Genomic DNA, 18,752 nt, shown 5'->3' with positions numbered 1-18,752 from the left:
GCGGCCTGCCCCTGGGTCAGCGCGCGGCGCAGCGGATCGGCCGGCGCCGGCGCGCGGGCGAGGAAATCGGCACCGAGCGTGACGACATGGCCCACCACATCGGCGGCAAAGCGGAAGCCGTGCACCACGCCGGCCGGCACGATCACCGCCAGGGGACCGGCGAGCGCCTGTTCCACCCCATCAAACGTGATCCGCGCCTGTCCGCTGTGCACCAGCAGCACTTGCACGAAATCGGCATGGCGATGGGGCCTGATTTCCCAATCGTGCAAGGAAGAGCGCGCGGCAATGGTTTCGATATGGGCAAATCCGGCGGCGATCCCACCCTGCTGCCCGCCATGCTGCTCACCGTAGAGGGCATAGCTGGGAATGCGCAGGCTGATCATCGCTTGTCCTGAAAGTGCCATCTTATGTCAGCCCCATGCATTCCCGCATGGCCCTGCCGATGTCAAGAAAGCAGGGCATGGCAGCCCCGCCCGATGGGCCGCCACGGGAGAGACACGCGCGATGAAAACCCAAGTTGCGATCATTGGTGCCGGCCCCGCCGGGCTGTTGCTGGGCCACCTGCTGCGTGCCGAAGGCATCGAATGCGTGGTGGTGGAACGCCAGACCGGTGACTATGTGCTGGGCCGCATTCGCGCCGGCGTGCTGGAAGCAATCACCGTCAACCTGATGGAGCGGCTGGGCCTGGATGCCCGGCTCAAGGCCGAGGGCCTGGTGGAAGAAGGCTTCAACCTGGCCGATGGTGAGCGCCTGATCCGCATCGACGTGGCCAACCTCACGGGCCAGACCGTGACCGTCTATGGCCAGACCGAAGTGACGCGCGACCTGATGGATGCCGCGCCCGAACGCGGGTTGCCGGTGCTCTATGGCGCCAGCGACGTGGCGCTGCACGCGATCGAGAGCGACGCGCCCTACCTCACCTTCACCCACGACGGCCGCGAACAGCGCCTGGACGCACGCTTCATCGTTGGCTGCGATGGTTTCCATGGCCCCTCGCGCAAGGCCATTCCCGCCAGCGTGGCGCGCGAATACGAGCGGGTCTATCCGTTCGGCTGGCTGGGCATCCTGGCCGACGTGCCGCCGTGCAACCACGAGCTGATCTATGCCAACCACGAGCGCGGCTTTGCCCTGGCCTCGATGCGCAGCCACACCCGCAGCCGCTATTACGTGGACGTGCCGCTGACCGAAAAGATCGAGGACTGGAGCGACGCGCGCATCTGGGACGAACTCGCCATTCGCCTGGGCCCCGATGCCGCCGCGCAGATGACGCGCGGCCCCTCGATCGAAAAGTCGATCGCGCCGCTGCGCTCCTATGTGTTCGAGCCGATGCGCCATGGCAGCCTGCTGCTGTGCGGCGATGCCGCGCACATCGTGCCGCCCACCGGCGCCAAGGGCCTGAACCTGGCGGCGAGCGACGTGCACTATGCCGCCCAGGCCCTGAGCGGCTTTTTCAAGCACAACGATGCCGATGCGATCGCCGGCTATTCGGCCAAGGCGCTGGCGCGGGTGTGGAAATCGGAACGCTTCAGCTGGTCCTTGACCAAGCTGATGCACCGCTTCCCCGAAGACGGCCCGTTTGAGCGGGCAATGCAGGTGGCCGAGCTGGACTATATCTCCACCAGCCGCGCCGCGCAGACCAGCATTGCCGAAAACTATGTAGGCCTGCCGGTCTGACCGAGGTTCCGACGCGGGGTGGCTGGCCTCTCTCCGCCACCCCGCGCCGGACAAACATGACCATCGCGACACGAATTTTCCCCGGAATGTGACAGATCGCCGCCTATCGTCACAAGGCCGTCACATACCATGGACACAAGGCCACTGTTGTTTCCCCCCAACAGGCAGGCCCATGCGCCAGATCGACATTCTGCTGACCAACCCGCTGGACGGCGGCCTTGACCCCTTCGCCCATGGCGATCTCAAGGTGGTGTTTCACCCTTGGCACGGGTCGGGCCCCCTGCCCCTGCTCGACGGGCGGCCATGGGCGTTCGTCGACTGGCTGCTGCCCGAGCTTTCTGGCCTGGAACTGTGCCGCCGCCTGCGCGCCGACATGCAGACCGAAGCCGCCCATGTGACCATGGTGCTGGAAGAAGACGATGCCGAGGCCAAGCGCCGCGCGCTGCGCGCCGGGGCAGATGACTATATCCTCGGCCCGATCGACCGTGGCACCGTGCTGGATCGCGTGCTGTCGGTGCAGTTGCCCGAACGTGAGGCCGTGGCGCGCACGCTGCGCCTGGGCGAACTGAGCCTGGACCTGACAGCCCTACAGGCGCGGTGGAAGGACAAGGCAATTGCCCTGATGCCCAATGAACTGCGCCTGCTGCGCTATCTGATGGAACAGCCGGGCCAGGTGTTTTCGCGCCAGCAGCTGATTGCCGCGCTGGGCAAGCAGGGCCAGCCGATCGACGAGCGCACCGTGGATGCCTGGGTCAGCCGTCTGCGCCGGGCGCTGCGCGATGCCGGCGCGGGCTATCCGCTGCGCACCGTGCGCGCATTGGGATATGTGCTGGACAAGCCGTGATGGTCGGGGGCTTTGCCGCCGGTGAGCGGGGGCGGATTATCTGATCACGCTTCCGTTCGGGCTGAGCTTGTCGAAGCCGCCCGGCACCGCTGTGCAAGGCTTCGCACCACCCCCAAACCCCCTCCTCTGAAGAGGAGGGGGCTTTTAGCGGGGCTTGGCTTAGAACTTCGCGCCGGCGCGGATGCCGATCGTGCGCGGCTGGTTCGGCACGATGTAGACGCGGTTGTAGCACGAACCGCAGGCGACATAGCGTGACAGCTGGCCGCGTTCGTCGAACACGTTGGTCGCGAACAGTTCGAGCGAGTACTTGTCCCACTCGCTGCCGATGGCCAGGTTGAACTGCGTGAACGCATCGAGGCGTCCGAGCAGCTGCGCAGGATTGATGGTTTTGCCTGTGCCAGCCTGGATCACCGCCGTGCGCAGATCGGACGCGGCCGAGCTTTGATAGGTGGCATTGATCTGGCCATAGACCTTGGCTGCACCGACCGGCACGCTGTAGCGCGCCGTGCTGGCCAGCTTCCACTGCGGGGTGATCGGCAGGCGCGTGCCAGCCGGGGCAGCAATCATGTTGCCATCGCCGGTGCAGGTGTAGGTGGGGTCATCGATCGCGCACAGGTTCTTGCGCATCTTGGCGTCGGTGTAAGCGCCGCCGAAGTTGAACGAGAAGCCGCCCTTGACCACGTTGGCATCGAATTCCACGCCGCGAATGCGGGCGTCGGGGCCGTTGTGAATTTCGGTGAAGCTGTTGGCGCCGAGGTACGAGAACTGGAAGTTCTTCCAGTTCTGCTGATAGACCGCCACGTTGAAACGCAGCAGGCCATCGAACAGCGTGGTCTTGAGGCCCAGCTCGAAGTTGGTCAGGTAATCGGGCTTGTAGGCTGCCACGTCGGCGCGGCGGTTGATGCCGCCCGGGCGGAACCCGCGCGAAACCGTGGCATAGGCCGTGATGTCGCGATCGGGCTTCCACGTCAGGTTGAAGCGGTAGGTGCCGCCATCGCCCTTGGCGCGCTTGGGCACGACCGAGCCGTTCACGTAATCACCCAGGTTGGTGCACGGGCTGTCACCCACCGCCGGCGGCAGCAGGGTGATGTTGGTTTCGTCGGCCAGCTGCGCATTGCGCAGAGTGAGACCATCGGAGGTGTAGCAGCCCGCCACGCCAGTGCGGCTGGAGCCGGCGGCGTTGGGCGGCGGGTTGCCATCGGCACCCTGGTAGAACGCCGGATTGCGACCGAAACCGAAGAAGCCGATCAGCGAGTTGTCATACTTGAAATAACGGCCGCCTGCCGTTGCCGTCAGATTGGGCAGAATGTCGTAGCTGACTTCCCCGAACGCGGCATAGTCCTTGTCGACGCGGTGCTGCTGCGTCAGCCACAGCGTGCCGGGCTTGCCATTGACCGAGAGCAGATCGGCCAGACCGGCGACCTGGTAATCCTGGTGGATCAGGTTCGACTGGCGCTGATAGAACAGGCCGCCCACGAAGCGCAGCGGCTCGCTGCTGGGCGAGGCAATGCGCAGTTCCTGGCTCATCTTCTTGAAGTGATCCTGGCCGATCACCTGCTGGATCGGCTTGATCTGGTTGCCGGCATTGTCCTTGTAATAGAAATAGCCGGCCAGGCCGCCGACGCCGGAATAGAGAGAGTCATACGCTTCGGCGTAGTCGGTATAGTCGCTGGACGAGAAGGTCTTGCGATCGAGATAGGCACCGGCATAGGTGAGATCCCAGCTACCGATCTTGCCTTCGATGGTGAGCGAGGCCTGCGCAAAGATATCTCGGCGGTATTCGGGCAGGAAATGCTGCACCTGAAGATCGCCCAGCGAGGTATCATAGCCATAGGAACCGTGGCTGCGCGTGTCCTGGTACATGATCCCGGGCGTGACGGTCCAATTGTCGTCAAGATCGACCTTGAGCAGGGCGCGGCCGCCCGAAATCTCGGTGTCGTTATAGTTCTTCTTGACGAACTGGTTGTTGTTGATGGTGATGCCACCGGGCTGCGGCAGGAAGCTGCGCGTGCCGGGCACGTTGTCGATAAAGCCGGCATCCTTTTCATAGAAGCCGACGATGCGCAGCGCCGCCTTCTGCGACAGCGGGATGTTGACCATCCCTTCCACCTTGCCGCCGGTGCCGCCCTTGTGGACCTTGTTCAGCTCCACATCCATGCGGCCGTAATAGCCCGAGGTATCGGGCTTGTTGGTGATGATGCGGATCGTGCCCGCTTCCGACGAAGCGCCATAAAGCGTGCCCTGCGGGCCGGCGAGGCTTTCGATGCGGGCGATGTCGTAGACATGCACGTCAAGGTTGCCGCCGATCGTGGTCACCGGCTGTTCATCGAGATAGACGCCGACCGAGGGCAGCGAGCCCGAGTGGTTGCCATCCCCGCCCGAAGCGACGCCGCGCATATAGATGATGTTGGTGCCCGGCGTGCCCGAGCTTTGCGCGACGACAGTCGGCAGCTGCTGGGTATAGCCGTTGAAGTTCGAGACGTTGAGCTGGTCAAGCTTTTGCGTGCCCAGTGCCTGGATCGAAATCGGCACGTTCTGCAGGTTTTCCGAACGCTTTTGCGCGGTCACGATGATGACGTTGCCACCGCCTTGATCGGCCGATGCCTGGGGCGCGGCATCCTGCGCCATCGCGATGCTGGCCGGAGCCAGGAGCGCGGTGCTGGTCATCAGCAGAAAACGCGGGAAACCCGCCGTGGCAATACGCATGCTTAACCCACCCTGTTGCAATTCTTGTGCGTTGGGTGTGCGCTGCGACACGATCGTGCGTCAAGCGGTTACAAACTCCACCAATCGATCACAGATGACCGTGGCAGTTTTGCAACGCATTGCCGGTTTCAGACATAAGTTTGCGGCGCGTCAGGATAGGCATCGAGCACCGGCCCCAGCGCGGCCTTGAGCGGATCGAGCCATGGCTCGAACGGCTGCCAGGCCTGGGTGCCTTCGCGGAAAATCGGCTGTCGCACTTGTTCGGAACTGGCGGTGCGCACGGCGCGCTCGGTCTGGTAGAAGGCCAGGCACGCCGGCTCGAACGGCAGGCCGCAGGCGTCGAGCAGCGCGCGCACCTGCGCCTCGGTATCATCGACCATGCGTTCATAGATCACGCGGTGCACGGCGCCGGGCTGCACCGCATCGACATGGGCCATGAGGCGTACGTAATCGGCGTAATAGCGGCCCATGTCCGCCAGATCGTACGAGAAGCCCTGCCCCCGCGCGAAATGCTGCTTGAAGTTGGAAAAGCAGCAACCGAGCGGATGGCGGCGCGCGGCGATGATCCGCGCGCGCGGCAGGATCAGGCGGATCAGCGGCACATGCACCCAGTTGTTGGGCATCTTGTCGATGAACAGCGGCCGGTCGGTGTGGCGCTGGATGCGCGTGGTGTGCAGATAGCTTTCGCCCATCGCGCGCAATTCATCGGGCGCCAGCGTGGCAAGCCCGGCAGGATAATCGGGCACCTTGCGCGCCAGCTGCGCGATATCGGGCAATTCGCTGGTGCCCTCGACCTGGCTGTGGCTGGCCAGGATCTGTTCGACCAGGGTAGAGCCGGCGCGCGGCATGCCCAGGATGAAGATCGGATCGGGCGCATCGCACCCGGCCCCGGCGCGCGCGGCAAACAGGTCTGGCGTGGCCGTGGCGATCATCGCATCGACGGTCGCGGTGGTTTCATCGGCCTTGTAGGGAATGCGGCGGCGGCGCAGCGCATTGCCCGCAGCATAGTGGGCAAAGGCATCGGCCGCCTGCTTGCGATCTTCGAACGCCTTGCCCAGTGCGAAATCGAGGTGCCAGCGATCTTCGGCATCGAGCGCGGGATCGTCGAGCGCCTGCTGCATCGCGACAATATCGGCATCATCAAAGCGCACTGTCTTGAGATTGGCCAGGCTCCACCACGCTTCACCCAGCCCCGGCATCAGCGCCAGGGCACGGCGATAGGCGGCAATGCCATCGGCCTGGCGGCCCACGGTCTTGAGCATGTGCCCATAGCTCATCCAAACGCGCGGCTGATCGGGCGCTTCGGCAAGCACGCGTTCGTAGAGGGCGAGCGCGGCATCGAACGCGCCGATGCGGCCATTGGCGGCGGCAGCGAGATTGGCATGGCCGAGGTTTTCGGGGTCTTCCTGCGTCACTTGCGCCAGCTGATCCAGCGCCTCTGCCGCGCGGTTGGTGCGATAGAGCACCAGCGCCAGATTGGCGCGCGCCGGGGTGAACGCCGGGTCCAGCTCGATCGCGCGGCGCAGCAGGTTTTCCGCATCGGCATAGCGGCCGATGCGGCCGGCCAGTTCGGCAAACAGCCGGATCGCGCGCACATCGAAGGGATCATCCTTGAGCAGCGCACGCAGCAGCGGTTCTGCCCGGGGCAGGTCATTGGCGTTCATCGCTGCGGCGGCAGCGACAAGGCGCGGATCATAGGCGGGGCGCGGGGCCAAGGTCACGGTGCTCATCAGACCGCACAACAAACATGGTGACGCCGCGCGATCAAGCGTTAGTCTCTGTTGCTACCAGACCCCGGAGGATTTTACGGCGTGAACGAGAAAGCAAAACGTGGTCTTGGTTTCTGGATGACGCTGGCCCTGGTGGTGGGCAACCTGATCGGTTCGGGGATTTACCTGCTGCCGGCAACGCTGGCCCCGCTCGGCGCCAACCAGCTGGCTGGATGGATGGTCACGATTGGCGGATCGCTGTGCATGGCCACGGTCTTTGCCCGCCTTTCCGCCCGCCAGCCGCTGCCGGGCGGGCCGTTTGCCTATGTCATGCAGCAATTCGGGCCGGGCGCGGGTTTTGCCGCAGCCTGGGCCTATTGGACGATGCTGTGGGCGGGCAACGGCGCGGTGGCGGTGGCGGTGGTGTCGAACCTCAGCCTGCTGGTGCCGTGGTTGAGCCACACCCCCGGCGCGCCGGCGGCCGTCGCAGTGGGCGCGGTATGGCTGCTGACGGCGGTCAACATTCGCGGCGTGCGCGGCGCGGGCGATGTGCAGGTGATCACCACGGTGCTCAAGCTTGTGCCGCTGGTCGGGCTGATCGGTCTGGCGCTATGGCTGTTCGTCACCGGCACGCCGCATGTGGCGCAGCCGCCCGTGCCGCTTTCGCCCACGCTCATTGCCAGTGCGGCGGGCCTCACCTTCTGGGGGTTCCTCGGGCTGGAATCGGCCACCGTGCCATCGGACAAGGTGGAGAACGCCGGCAGCGTGGTGCCGCGCGCCACCTTGTGGGGCGTGGCGCTGGCCGGCGCGGTGTACCTGGGCATCGCACTGGCGTTCCAGGCCTATATGCCACAGGGCGCAGCGGCGGCCTCCCCCTCGCCCGTCGCGGAATTCCTGGGCCGGCGGCTGGGCGGCGATATTTCGGGCGTAGTGGCGATCTTTGCCGCGATCAGCGCGTTCGGCACGCTCAATGGCTTTATCCTGGTCCAGGGCGAAGTTCCCTGGGCCATGGCGCGCGACGGGCTGTTTCCCGCCTGGTTCGGCAAGGAAACCAAGGCCGGCACGCCGATCAACGCGCATCTGGTGTCGTCGGGCCTGCTGACGGTGATCACGCTGCTCAACTATGGCCGCGACATGGGCAACCTGTTCACCTTCATCGCCTCGATCAGCCTGGCGGCGGGCATGCTGACCTATATCGCCACGATGGCCTCGGCGATGCGCCTGCTACGCGATGAACCCTGGGTGGTAGTGCTGGCCGTGCTGGCCGCAGCATTCAACGTCTGGGCGCTGTGGGGCCTGGGGCTGGAAGCGATTGCCTATGGCCTGGTGCTGGTGGCGCTGGGGCTGCCGGTCTACCTGGCAGTGCGGTGGCGGAAGGGTAAGATGGCGTCAGCCGGGGCTTGATGAGGGGTCCTACTTTTCAATGATTTGCGCGAGACATCTCACCACCCCCAACCCCCTCCTCTGAAGAGGAGGGGGCCTTTTTGTTGCGCGCTTACCGGTGCAGCATTTTCCACAGCAGCGAGCGGTCGCGGATGATTTCGGCCGCAGCATTGTGGCCCGGTGCGCCGGTCACGCCGCCGCCCGGGTGCGTGCCCGATCCGCACATGTAGAGGCCCTTGATCGGGGCGCGATAATCGCCGTGGCCCAGCACCGGGCGCGCGGCCCACAGCTGTTCCAGGCTCATCCGGCCGTGGAAGATATCGCCGCCAATCAGGCCGAATTTGCGTTCCAGATCGAGCGGCGAGTGAATCTGGCGGGCGATGACCGCGTTCTTGAAGTTGGGCGCGTGTTCGGTGATCGTGTTGATCACGTGATCGGCCACGTCCTCGCGCACATCGTCCCAGCTGCGGCCGTCGGGCAACTGCGGGCTGAACTGCTGGCAGAACAGGCTGGCGACATGGGCGCCTTCGGGGGCCAGGGTCTTGTCCACCGTGCTGGGGATCTTGATTTCGACGATCGGCTTTTTCGACCAGCCATGCACGCGCGCATCGTCATAGGCCTGGTCCATATAGTCCATGCCCGGCGCGATGATGATGCCGGCGGTGTGGTGTTCGGCCTGCTGCTTGCCCGGCAGCACGGTGAAATCGGGCAGTTCCGACAGCGCCACGTTCATGCGGAACGTGCCCGAGCCGGTCTTGTACCCGTCCATGGCGCGGGCAAAATCGGGCGCCAGGTCGCTGCGATCGACCAACTGGCGATAGAGCAGCGCGGGGCCGACGTTGGCGGCCACGATCGGGGCATAAAGCTCCTCGCCGCCCGCCAGCTTGACCCCGGCGGCCTTGCCGTTGTTGATCAGAACCTTGTCGACCGGGCTTTCCAGGCTGATTTCCACCCCGGCGAGCGCGCAGGCCTTGGCCATGGCCTGGGTAATCGCGCCCATGCCGCCGACCGCGTGGCCCCAGGCGCCCAGCTTGCCGTTAACCTCGCCAAACACGTGGTGGAGCAGGACATAGGCCGAGCCGGGCGTGGACACGCCGGCAAAATTGCCGACCACGGCATCGAATCCGAAGGCGGACTTGACGTGGTCATCCTCGAACCAGCTATCGAGGAAATCGCGCGCGGAACGGGTGAAGATGTTGAGCAGGTCGCGCTGCGCCACCACGTCCATCTTGGCCAGCGGCCAGCCCTGCTTGGCAGCGGCGGCCAAGGCATGCAGCCCGCCACCCACGTTGGGAGGGCATTGCAGCGAGAGATCGCGCAGCACCTGTGCGACCTTTTCCAGCGCGGCGTCATAGTGCGGGTAGGCCGCCGCATCCTTTTGCGAAAAGCGCGCAAATTCGGCCTGCGTACGCTCCGCGCCGCCACCCAGCTTGAGATAGGTATCGGCAAACGGGAAGAAGTTGCTGATCTGGCGTTCGAGCACGCGATAGCCGTGATCGGCCAGCTTCATGTCGGCAATCACCTGCGGGCGCAGCAGGCTGACGGTGTAGCTGGCGGTGGAATTGCGGAAGCCAGGATGAAATTCCTCGGTCACGCAGGCGCCGCCAACAATGTCGCGCCGCTCCAGCACGCGCACTTTCATGCCGGCCTTGGCGAGGTAGAATGCACAGACCAGGCCGTTGTGGCCGCCGCCGATGATCAGGGCGTCGTAGCGGTTGCTCATCGTGTGGGTTCCTTCGTGGGATCAAAAGATACTGTTGTTGATGGCATCGTCACCCCGGACTTGATCCGGGGTCCAGCTGGAATGCTGGCACAGCGCCGGAAAAGAAGCGGGACCCCGGATCAAGTCCGGGGTGACGACGAAAAGGTTTAGCGCCTGCTCCACCCTTCGGCAGGCTGATGATGCAGCCGTGCCTCGGGAATCAAGGTGCGGATCTTGCGGGCAAAGCTGCGCAGACACACTTCGCTGCGGCCGATCGGACCGGCGCCATAGCGGGCCGATTGCATGCCCTGCTGCACGTTGGTGATCAGCCAGGTATCCTCGGCATTGACCACGCGGTTGATCCGCCAGTTGGCATAGCGCACCAGCTTCATCGTGCGCCGCTGTTCGGGCGGGGTTTCGCTGTCGGGCAAGGCGAAGACCATTTCGCGCAAGGTGCAGGTGGTTGGCGATGTCGGCAGCCACTGCATGAAATCGACCTGATCGGCATAGATGTCGAACGCCATGTTGGGCCACAGCTTGTAATAGAGCCAGCGCCGCTGCGCCACATCGGGCAGATGCGGCACGCGGGGCAGATGGGTCTGGTAGAACCGCTCCCAGAAATGCGGACTGGGCGCATCGACCAGATCGCCCTTCATGCGATCGACCCAGGGCTCGGCCGAAATCTCGTAAGACTTGCCGAAGATGCGCGAAAGGCCGCCGTGGGCCACGGGAATATGCAGGTTATCCGAATAGTTATCGCCGACGTTCTTCCAGTTCACCGCGCGGCTGCGTTCGCGCACATCGCCCATGCGGCGCATGTCGGCCAGGCGATAAGGCGCTACTTCGGCTTCGTAGGGCGCCATCATCTCGGCCACCGAAGGGAAGCCGTGATCCTCAAGCCGCACGAAGACAAAGCCGTGCCACATTTCCAGGTCGACTGGCACCAGTCCGTTCTGCGCCAGATCGAGCGCGGGATAATCGCGCTTCATCGGCACGCCGGTCAGCCGCCCATCGGTTTCATAGGTCCAGGCGTGATAGGGGCACACCAGCTTGCGCGCGCAACCCGCCGCACCATCGACCAGGCGCATGGCGCGGTGGCGGCACAGGTTGTGGAACGCGCGGATGGCACCGTCCTCGCCCCGGATAACGATGACGTTCTCGCCGCAATAGGCCAGGCTGCGCCAGGCGCCGGGCTGGTCCAGATCGCTGGCGTGGCACACGATCTGCCATGAGGGGCGGATGATCCGGTCCATCTCCAGCGCGGCAAATTCAGGATCGCGATAGATCCAGCCCGGCAGGCTCCAATCGGCATCGGGATCGGGCGCGGCGCCGTCACCGGCGCATTGCGCCAGTGTCAAATGGCGGTGTTCATCAAGGGCAAGATCGGCCATGGGTGACTCCCCGCGTGATTTCTTATTGAACGATCGTACAACAACCATCGGGAAGTGCAAGATGCAAGGTGCCGATCCCCGGCCTGGGCGCGTTCCGCGTGCCGCCACCCCCGCCCGTCCCGCCGCCACAGATCGCGCGCTGCCACGCCGGGCCGAACCCGATGCGCGCCGCCACAGCCTGATCGAGGCGGCGATGCGCGTGCTGGCCCGCGCCGGGGCCAATGGCGCCAGCGTGCGCGCGATTGCCCAGGAGGCCGGCGTATCACCTGGCCTGGTCGGCCACTATTTCAGCGGGATCGATGCGCTGATCGCCGAAACCTATACCCACGTCGATGCCATGGTGACGCAGGCACTCAATGCGGCGGTGGCGGCCGCGCCCAGCGATCCACGCGCCCAGCTTGAGGCATTCGTCACCGCCAGCTTTACCGCGCCGATTGCCCAGCCGGCGCTGCTGGCCACGTGGATCGCGTTCTGGAGCCTGGTGACCAGCCAGCCACAGATCGCCCGCCAGCACGACGAGCAATATGCCGGCTATCGCGCCCGGCTAGAGCAGTTGCTGCGCGCCGCCGGGGTGGCCGAGGGTGACTTGCGCCACGCCGCCATTGCGGTGACGGCGTTGGTGGACGGGTTGTGGCTGGAGCTGTGCCTGTCGCCGCAGTGCTTTTCGAGCGAGGAAGCCGGGGCGATTGCGCGGCGGTTTCTGGGCACGGTGTGTGGGCCGGTGAAGGAATAATTTCACACGAAGTCACGAAGATACGCGATCCTTTGTGGCTTTGTGGCTTCGTGTGGGAATTTTTGAATAACAACGGCCGGAATTTACAAATATTCCCGTCACCCCGGACTTGATCCGGGGTCCCGCTTAGTGTCGTGTCCCAAGTCCTCACCAAAGCACGCTAAGTTGCTGAATCAATCTGGCAGTTCGTCTAGTTTGCTGCCGCCGAGGAAGATTGCGGATCAATGCCTGCTGCGTTGCTATTATCGCCACCCTGCGCTTGTCTTTCCAAACTTGCAGGACGCGAGGGGAACTGAATGCCCGATAGGTAGGTTGCCCGCCGTTGAGCAACACACGGCGCATCGCCCGAATTTGTGAAATGTGGCGCTGCGCGAACCAATGCGCCTGCGGGCTGTGGCACTTCATAAGTCGCGCGTAGCTCGCTTGCCGGCTTGACCGGTATTCTTTCCACCTGGGGTCTTGTTCGCGCAACGTCCGGCTCATGCAAATCTTCCTGAGCTACCTCGTTGACAGCTACAGTAGCGCTCTCGCTCCACCACCCCCAACCCCCTCCTCTGAAGAGGAGGGGGCTTTTGTTTCAGCTTTACTTCGACAGGTCGGTGAATAGGCTGGTGAAGTACACTACGCCTGGCGCAACGTTTGACAGGGGCACGCGTTCATTCAGGCCGTGGGCGAATTCTTCGCTGTCCTTGATCAGCACGGGGCTGGCGCCATAGGCATCCACGCCGTTGACGCGATACCACATCGAGTCCGAGGCGCCCGAGGCCTGGGCCGGGATCACGGCAATGCCGGGATAGGCCAGGTGAATGGCCTTGTTCGCCGCATTGACGAAATCGGGGCGCATCGGGCTGGCCGGTGACGGGGTGGAGCCTTCGGTCACGTCGCTGAACTTGACCACGGGCATGTTAGCCACCTTGGCCAGTTCGGCCATGATGTCTTCGCGCTTGTGGCCGGGGAAGATGCGGCAGTTGATATTGGCCGTGGCGCGCTGCGGCAGTGCGTTCAAGGCGTGGCCGCCGTTGACCATGGTGGGTACGCAGGTGGTTTCGATGCGGCCGATGAATTCGGGCAAGGACCGCAGCGTGGCGATGGCATCGGCATCGGTGGGATCGGCCGCGAACGAACGCATGGCGCCGGCAACCTTGGGATCAGGCGTGATCTTGGCGGCGCTTTCGAAGAACGCCTTGGTCAGCGGGCTCTGTTCCGGGGTGAAGTGATAGGCGCCGATGTTGACCAGCGCCTGGCTGAGCTGGACAATCGCGTTGTCCTTGCGCGGGGCGGAACTGTGGCCGCCGGGGTTGGTCACTTCCAGCTGGAAATCGGCATAGTTCTTTTCCGCGCCGTCCCAGGTCCAGGCCAGCGGCTTGCCGGTGTCTTCGGCCAGCATGCCACCGCCACCATCGACGTTGATGACCAGGCCCGCCTGGCCCTTGAGCCGTTCGGCAATCAGGCGGCTGGTCTTCATCGTGGTTTCTTCGTCGCCCGAAAAGGCGATCACGATCGTGCGCTTGGGCTTGTAGCCCTTGTGGCGCATCTCGATGAGCGTGGAAACCGCGAGCGCGGCGTTGAACTTCATGTCGAGCGCGCCGCGCCCGAACAGGTAACCGTTTTCAACCACCGGCACGAAGGGATCGCGCTGCCAATCGGCGCGCTTGGCCTCGACCACGTCCATGTGGCCCGACAGCACCAGCGGCTTGAGGCTGGGATCGCTGCCTTTCCAGGTGGCGATCAGATAGGCGGTATCGTCAACCGGCACGATATCGATGTCGGACGGCGACCAGCCGGCCTTGACCAGCGCGTCGCGATAGAGTGCCGCCACCTTGGGCGTTTCATTGCCCGGCCCCTGGACCGAGCGCATGGCGATGCTCTGCTTGGACAGCTCGAGAGTCTGGGCTTCGGCCTCGGCATGGGAATTGCCGGCGGCAAGCGCGGGCGTGCTGGCAAGCGCCACGGCGGCAACGCTCAGAATGGCAGGCGAAACCAGGTGCAACGTCAGTTTCATGTGGGGGGCACTCCTTCTGGGCGCGGAACCTGATACCGATCGGTTTCGCACACAACCTTTTTTGCGATGCCAGATGTGCAAAACCCCGGCGCCCATGGGGCACCGGGGTTTGCGCCTGCCGCAGCAGAGCGTGGATCAGTCCTTGACCTTGGACGTATCGAACGTGCCGAGGCCGGGCTTGAAGCTCTTTTCATCGAGGAACTGGCGGGTGGCTTCCTTGCGGGCGGCCACGCCACCATAGCTGTGCAGCGCTTCCTGGGCGCGGATCAGATAGTCTTCGGCGTTTTCATAGGTCATGTCGATCATGCGACGCACGGCCCACTTGGTGGCGCGCAGGGCATGGCCGTCCTTCTTGAGCAGCGCCTCGGCAATCTCGGTCACGCGGGCCTTGAGCTGGGCATGGGGCACGGATTCGGTAACCAGCCCTTGCGCCGCCGCCTGCGGACCGGTGAGGTTTTCACCCATCATGGCGTGATAGATCGCCTTGCGCAGCGGCATGAGATCGGCCGCCACCTTGGACGCGCCGCCGCCCGGCAGGATGCCCCAGTTGATTTCCGACAGGCCGAACTGCGCATCGTCGGAAGCGACGGCGATATCGCACGCATAGAGCGGGCCATAGCCGCCGCCAAAGCACCAGCCGTTGACCATGGCGATCGTTGGCTTTTCATACCAGCGCAGGCGGTTCCACCAGCGATAGGCTTCGCGCTGCGACTTGCGGATCGCCCAGAGGCCCTGCGCTTCGGTTTCGCGGAAGTATTCCTTGAGATCCATGCCGGCCGACCAGGCATCGCCCTCGCCCGACAGCACCAGCACGCCCACGTCGTCGCGGAATTCGAGTTCCTCGATCACCTTGAGCATCTGGCGGTTGAGCTTGGGGCTCATGCAGTTGCGCTTTTCCGGGCGATTGAAACGCACCCAGGCGATGCGGTTCTCGATCGTGACGGCAACGGTATCCTCTTCCGCGCGAACGGCTTGTTCGTCTGCCATGCTCTTGTCCTTTCTGGTTATGTTTCGGAAATATGGGAAATTTGAATTTCTCACTTCGTCACCCCGGACTTGATCCGGGGTCCCGCTTTGCTGGTCGCAAGGAAAGAAGCGGGATCCCGGGTCAAGCCCGGGATGACGAGGGAATGGAACGGTTAGATCGGGAAGTGACCGGGCTGGGTTTCCATGGTGATCCAGCGCAGTTCGGTGAAGCTGTCGATGCCGGCCTTGCCGCCAAAGCGGCCGTAGCCCGAGGCGCCGACGCCGCCGAAGGGCATCTGCGCTTCATCGTGCACGGTGGGGCCGTTGACGTGGCAGATGCCTGAATGAATCTGGCGCGCCACGCGCAGGCCGCGCGCGGTGTCGCGGGTGAAGACTGCGGCCGAGAGGCCATATTCGCTGTCGTTGGCCAGTTCGATGGCGTGCGCTTCATCTCGGGCATGGATCACGCCGACCACCGGGCCAAAGCTTTCGTCGCGGAACAGCTTCATGTCCTGCGTCACGCCATCGACGACATGGGCGGGCATCAGCACGTTGTGCGTGGTGTCGCCACCGGCCAGCAGCGTGGCGCCATGGTCGAGCGCATCCTGCACCAGGCTTTGGCAGTGGGCCACGGTCTTGGCATCGACCACCGCGCCCAGCGGGGTCTTGCCCTCGCGCGGGTCACCCACGGCCAGGGTTTCGACCTTGGCCTTGAACCGCTTGGCAAATTCGGCGGCCACGGCCTCGACCACGATGATCCGCTCGGTGCTCATGCAGATCTGGCCCTGGTTCATGAAGGCGCCGAACGCGGCGGCCTTGACCGCTTCATCCAGATCAGCGTCTTCCAGCACGATCAGGGGCGCCTTGCCGCCCAGTTCGAGCAGGCAGGGCTTGAGATGGCCGGCCGCGCGCGTGGCGATGATCTTGCCCACGGCGGTAGAACCGGTGAAGTTGATGCGCTTGACCTGCGGCGCATCGATCAACGCGCCGACCACGGCGCTCGCATCGGCGGGGGCATTGGTGACGACCTGGACCACGCCTTCGGGGAAGCCGGCCTCGGCAAAGGCCTCGATGATCAGGGCATGGGTGCGCGGGCACTGTTCCGATGCCTTGAGGATCACGGCATTGGCACAGGCCAGCGGCACGGCGATGGCGCGCACGCCCAGGATGATCGGCGCGTTCCATGGGGCGATGCCCAGGATCGTGCCGACCGGTTCGCGCAGCGCCATGGCCAGGCAGCCGGGCTTGTCGGACGGGATCACTTCGCCAGCGATCTGCGTGGTAAGGGCCGCCGCTTCGCGCACCATGCTGGCCGCCAGGCCCAGGTTGAACAGCGCCCAGCCCTTGGTCGCGCCGATTTCGCCCATCATCGCCTCGACAAAGGCATCGGCGCGCGCTTCGAGCGCGCTGGCCGCCTTCATCAGCACGGCGCGGCGGGCATTGGGGCCCAGCGCAGCCCACGCGGGAAAGGCAGCGGCCGCCTTGGCCGTGATCGCGGGAATGTCGGCCGCCTGCATGGCCTGCGCCGAGGAGGCCACTGTACCATCAAGGGGATTGCGCCGTTCGAACTGCATCGTGAGTCTCCCAATTATGTTATGGTTTATAGCAATCATCCCGGAAGGCTGCAACACGGGACTGTCACCAGCGGCCAAGGCGTGCCCGAAAGGGTAAGCCCCCACCCTGTCATTTCGCCTAGGCGAACGGGCTTAGCAGTTTGCAAATTGCGCATCGCCGCCAACCGGTTGCAGATGTTTCAATCAGGTTTTTCTGTTTATTTCCATAATTTTGACCCTAATCCATGGTTCCATGGGGGAAACAGCGTTTCCTGCAAGCGCGTTAACAATTGCATTCTATGCAACTGTATACCAAATTTTCGCACTTGCGCTTTTGCGCTGCGGCAGACAAAAGGGACGGGCCTTTCAGGCATCCTCTCCCAAACTATCCAAGGGCCGCCCATCTGGTGCGGCCTTTTTTTTCGTCTGGTTTTGCCGAGCAAGGGGCTGCGTATTGTTCCTAGGATCAATGGCGCGCGGGCGGGCAAACGACCATCGTGGCGAGGCCGAGCCGGGGGGCATGTGGCAGCAAAGCCGCATGGTTCAGGCCCAAGCCGAAAAAGATAACGAACGCGGATGACGGCGCCATACGGCCCGATCATAAGGGCGACCGGCCCTGGACCGTCACGAGAGGATAAAGCCAAGTGCACGTGAGAGTTGCAAAATCCCGTTCCGTTCTGTTGGCGTCGCTTGCGCCTGCCGCGCTGGTTTCGGCCGCACTCGAGCAGGCCCTGCCGAGTGCAGCCTGGGCGGCCGAGGCACCTGATGCGGGTGATGGCGGCGCGACCATCGTGGTGACGGGTGAAGGCCTGGGGCAAAGCCCGGCGGCTCCGGCTTATGATACCCAGACCATCTCCGCCGCGCAGCTTCAGGCTACGGCATCGGGGCGAATCGATGATGCGCTGCTCTCGGCCGCCGGCGTGCAACAGTTTCGCCGTTCAGACAGCCGCGCGTCCAACCCTTCGGCGCAGGGCATCACGCTGCGCGCGCTGGGTGGCAATGCCACCAGCCGCACGCTGGTGCTGCTCGATGGCGTACCGATGGCCGACCCGTTCTTCGGCTATATCCCGATGACCGCGATCGATCCCGAACGGTTGGCCAGCGTGCGCGTGCAGCGCGGCGGCGGCTCGGGCGCGTTCGGCGCCGGCGCGGTGGCCGGTACCGTGGACATGACCAGTGCGGGGGCGCAGAGCCTGGGCCTGCTCAATGCGCAGGGCATGGTCGATGATCGGGGTGAGACGTCGCTTTCGGCAGCGCTTGCCCCCACGCTCGGCCAGGGCTTTGCCGTCGTCACCGGCCGGTGGGACCGGGGCCAGGGGTTCTGGACCACGCCGGAAAGCCAGCGCGTGCCGGCCAGCGTGCGGGCGCGCTATGACAGTTGGTCAACCGGCGTGCGCGCCGTGGCGCCCTTGACGCCGGACGTCGAATTGCAGGCCCGCGTCGCTGCATTCGAGGACAACCGCACGCTGCGCTTTGCCGGCGCCGACAATGGTATCAGCGGGCAGGACGCCAGTCTGCGCCTGGTGGGCCGTGGGGCGTGGCAGTTCGATGCGCTGGCCTATGTCCAGACGCGCGGTTTCCACGCCGTGACGGTCAGCTCCACCAGCTTCAAGAAGACGCTGGACCAATATGCCACGCCATCCACTGGCCTGGGCGGCAAGCTCGAACTGCGGCCGCCGGTCGGTGGTGGCCACGTGCTCAAGCTCGGCACCGACTGGCGCCGGGCCGAGGGCGAGACCAAGGAAAATGCGCTGTCGGCGGCAACCGGCCTGGTCACCGCGCGGCGCCGCGCCGGCGGGCACACCGACGACGTGGGCTTTTTCATCGAGGACGACTGGACGCTGGGGCCGCTGGTGCTGACCGCCGGCGGGCGCGCCGATCGCTGGGCGATCACCCAGGGCCATTACGAAGAACGCAACGCTGCCGGCACGGTGACCAGCACATCGGCAGCCGATCCGGCCGTTGCCGCGCGCAGCGGCTGGCAGGGCAGCTGGCGCGCTGGCGCGGTGCTCAATGCTGCATCATGGGCGGCGCTGCGCGGCGCGGCCTATACCGGGCTGCGCCTGCCCACGCTCAACGAACTGTATCG

General features: G+C 64.8%; 13 protein-coding genes. 5 read left to right on the top strand and 8 right to left on the bottom strand.

Annotated elements, in window-relative coordinates; all coding sequences use genetic code 11:
- The coding region (locus H926_RS0117040) for an AraC family ligand binding domain-containing protein (protein WP_022677391.1) at nt 1-383 on the bottom strand (383 nt) is incomplete at its 3' end.
- A 121-nt stretch (nt 384-504) separates the two neighbouring features.
- Between H926_RS0117040 and pobA the strand changes: the two genes are divergently transcribed.
- Complete coding sequence (gene pobA / locus H926_RS0117035) at nt 505-1,674, top strand: 4-hydroxybenzoate 3-monooxygenase (protein WP_022677390.1); 1,170 nt, start codon at nt 505-507, stop codon at nt 1,672-1,674.
- Between the two features lie 172 nt (nt 1,675-1,846).
- Nucleotides 1,847-2,518, top strand: a complete 672-nt coding sequence (locus H926_RS0117030) for a response regulator transcription factor (protein ID WP_022677389.1) — start codon at nt 1,847-1,849, stop codon at nt 2,516-2,518.
- A gap of 159 nt (nt 2,519-2,677) precedes the next feature.
- On the opposite strand, the gene H926_RS0117025 is transcribed toward H926_RS0117030, so the two are convergent.
- Both H926_RS0117025 and H926_RS0117020 read right to left on the bottom strand, forming a co-directional pair.
- Nucleotides 2,678-5,224, bottom strand: a complete 2,547-nt coding sequence (locus H926_RS0117025) for a TonB-dependent receptor (protein ID WP_022677388.1) — start codon at nt 5,222-5,224, stop codon at nt 2,678-2,680.
- Between the two features lie 128 nt (nt 5,225-5,352).
- Nucleotides 5,353-6,954 (bottom strand): sulfotransferase, encoded by a 1,602-nt coding sequence (locus H926_RS0117020; RefSeq protein ID WP_022677387.1) that lies wholly within the window; start codon nt 6,952-6,954, stop codon nt 5,353-5,355.
- Between the two features lie 81 nt (nt 6,955-7,035).
- Between H926_RS0117020 and H926_RS0117015 the strand changes: the two genes are divergently transcribed.
- Complete coding sequence (locus H926_RS0117015; protein ID WP_028658156.1) at nt 7,036-8,337, top strand: APC family permease; 1,302 nt, start codon at nt 7,036-7,038, stop codon at nt 8,335-8,337.
- A gap of 91 nt (nt 8,338-8,428) precedes the next feature.
- Here H926_RS0117015 and H926_RS0117010 read toward each other — a convergent pair whose 3' ends face one another.
- Entirely contained in the window at nt 8,429-10,039 is a 1,611-nt protein-coding gene (locus H926_RS0117010; protein ID WP_022677385.1) for an NAD(P)/FAD-dependent oxidoreductase, read from the bottom strand.
- Nucleotides 10,040-10,185: 146 nt separating this feature from the next.
- Nucleotides 10,186-11,409, bottom strand: a complete 1,224-nt coding sequence (locus H926_RS0117005) for an aromatic ring-hydroxylating dioxygenase subunit alpha (protein WP_022677384.1) — start codon at nt 11,407-11,409, stop codon at nt 10,186-10,188.
- A gap of 61 nt (nt 11,410-11,470) precedes the next feature.
- Here H926_RS0117005 and betI point away from each other — a divergent pair, with 61 nt between their 5' ends.
- Nucleotides 11,471-12,142 (top strand): transcriptional regulator BetI, encoded by a 672-nt coding sequence (gene betI, locus H926_RS0117000; protein ID WP_022677383.1) that lies wholly within the window; start codon nt 11,471-11,473, stop codon nt 12,140-12,142.
- A gap of 583 nt (nt 12,143-12,725) precedes the next feature.
- Here the strand turns inward: betI and H926_RS0116995 are convergent.
- From H926_RS0116995 to H926_RS0116985, 3 genes are all read right to left on the bottom strand, one after another.
- Nucleotides 12,726-14,144, bottom strand: a complete 1,419-nt coding sequence (locus H926_RS0116995) for a M20/M25/M40 family metallo-hydrolase (protein WP_022677382.1) — start codon at nt 14,142-14,144, stop codon at nt 12,726-12,728.
- Between the two features lie 135 nt (nt 14,145-14,279).
- Nucleotides 14,280-15,131, bottom strand: a complete 852-nt coding sequence (locus H926_RS0116990) for a p-hydroxycinnamoyl CoA hydratase/lyase (protein WP_022677381.1) — start codon at nt 15,129-15,131, stop codon at nt 14,280-14,282.
- 152 nt (nt 15,132-15,283) lie between these two features.
- Nucleotides 15,284-16,684: an aldehyde dehydrogenase gene (locus H926_RS0116985; RefSeq protein ID WP_022677380.1), complete on the bottom strand. Its 1,401-nt coding sequence runs from the start codon at nt 16,682-16,684 to the stop codon at nt 15,284-15,286.
- 659 nt (nt 16,685-17,343) lie between these two features.
- On the opposite strand from H926_RS0116985, the gene H926_RS28290 reads away from it, so the two are divergent.
- Nucleotides 17,344-18,752, top strand: a 1,409-nt coding sequence (locus H926_RS28290) for a TonB-dependent siderophore receptor (RefSeq protein WP_022677379.1), incomplete at its 3' end; no start/stop codon positions are given.

The organism is Novosphingobium sp. B-7, from assembly GCF_000410615.1.
Classification (GTDB): domain Bacteria; phylum Pseudomonadota; class Alphaproteobacteria; order Sphingomonadales; family Sphingomonadaceae; genus Novosphingobium; species Novosphingobium capsulatum.
This window is presented reverse-complemented; position numbering and strand designations above follow the sequence as displayed.

Excerpts from the sequence above, each read along its gene's own strand:
- pobA (WP_022677390.1), top strand. The coding sequence starts at position 505 with ATGAAAACCCAAGTTGCGATCATTGGTGCCGGCCCCGCCGGGCTGTTG.
- H926_RS0117030 (WP_022677389.1), top strand. The coding sequence starts at position 1,847 with ATGCGCCAGATCGACATTCTGCTGACCAACCCGCTGGACGGCGGCCTT.
- H926_RS0117025 (WP_022677388.1), bottom strand. The coding sequence starts at position 5,224 with ATGCGTATTGCCACGGCGGGTTTCCCGCGTTTTCTGCTGATGACCAGC.
- H926_RS0117020 (WP_022677387.1), bottom strand. The coding sequence starts at position 6,954 with ATGAGCACCGTGACCTTGGCCCCGCGCCCCGCCTATGATCCGCGCCTT.
- H926_RS0117010 (WP_022677385.1), bottom strand. The coding sequence starts at position 10,039 with ATGAGCAACCGCTACGACGCCCTGATCATCGGCGGCGGCCACAACGGC.
- H926_RS0117005 (WP_022677384.1), bottom strand. The coding sequence starts at position 11,409 with ATGGCCGATCTTGCCCTTGATGAACACCGCCATTTGACACTGGCGCAA.
- betI (WP_022677383.1), top strand. The coding sequence starts at position 11,471 with ATGCAAGGTGCCGATCCCCGGCCTGGGCGCGTTCCGCGTGCCGCCACC.
- H926_RS0116995 (WP_022677382.1), bottom strand. The coding sequence starts at position 14,144 with ATGAAACTGACGTTGCACCTGGTTTCGCCTGCCATTCTGAGCGTTGCC.
- H926_RS0116990 (WP_022677381.1), bottom strand. The coding sequence starts at position 15,131 with ATGGCAGACGAACAAGCCGTTCGCGCGGAAGAGGATACCGTTGCCGTC.
- H926_RS0116985 (WP_022677380.1), bottom strand. The coding sequence starts at position 16,684 with ATGCAGTTCGAACGGCGCAATCCCCTTGATGGTACAGTGGCCTCCTCG.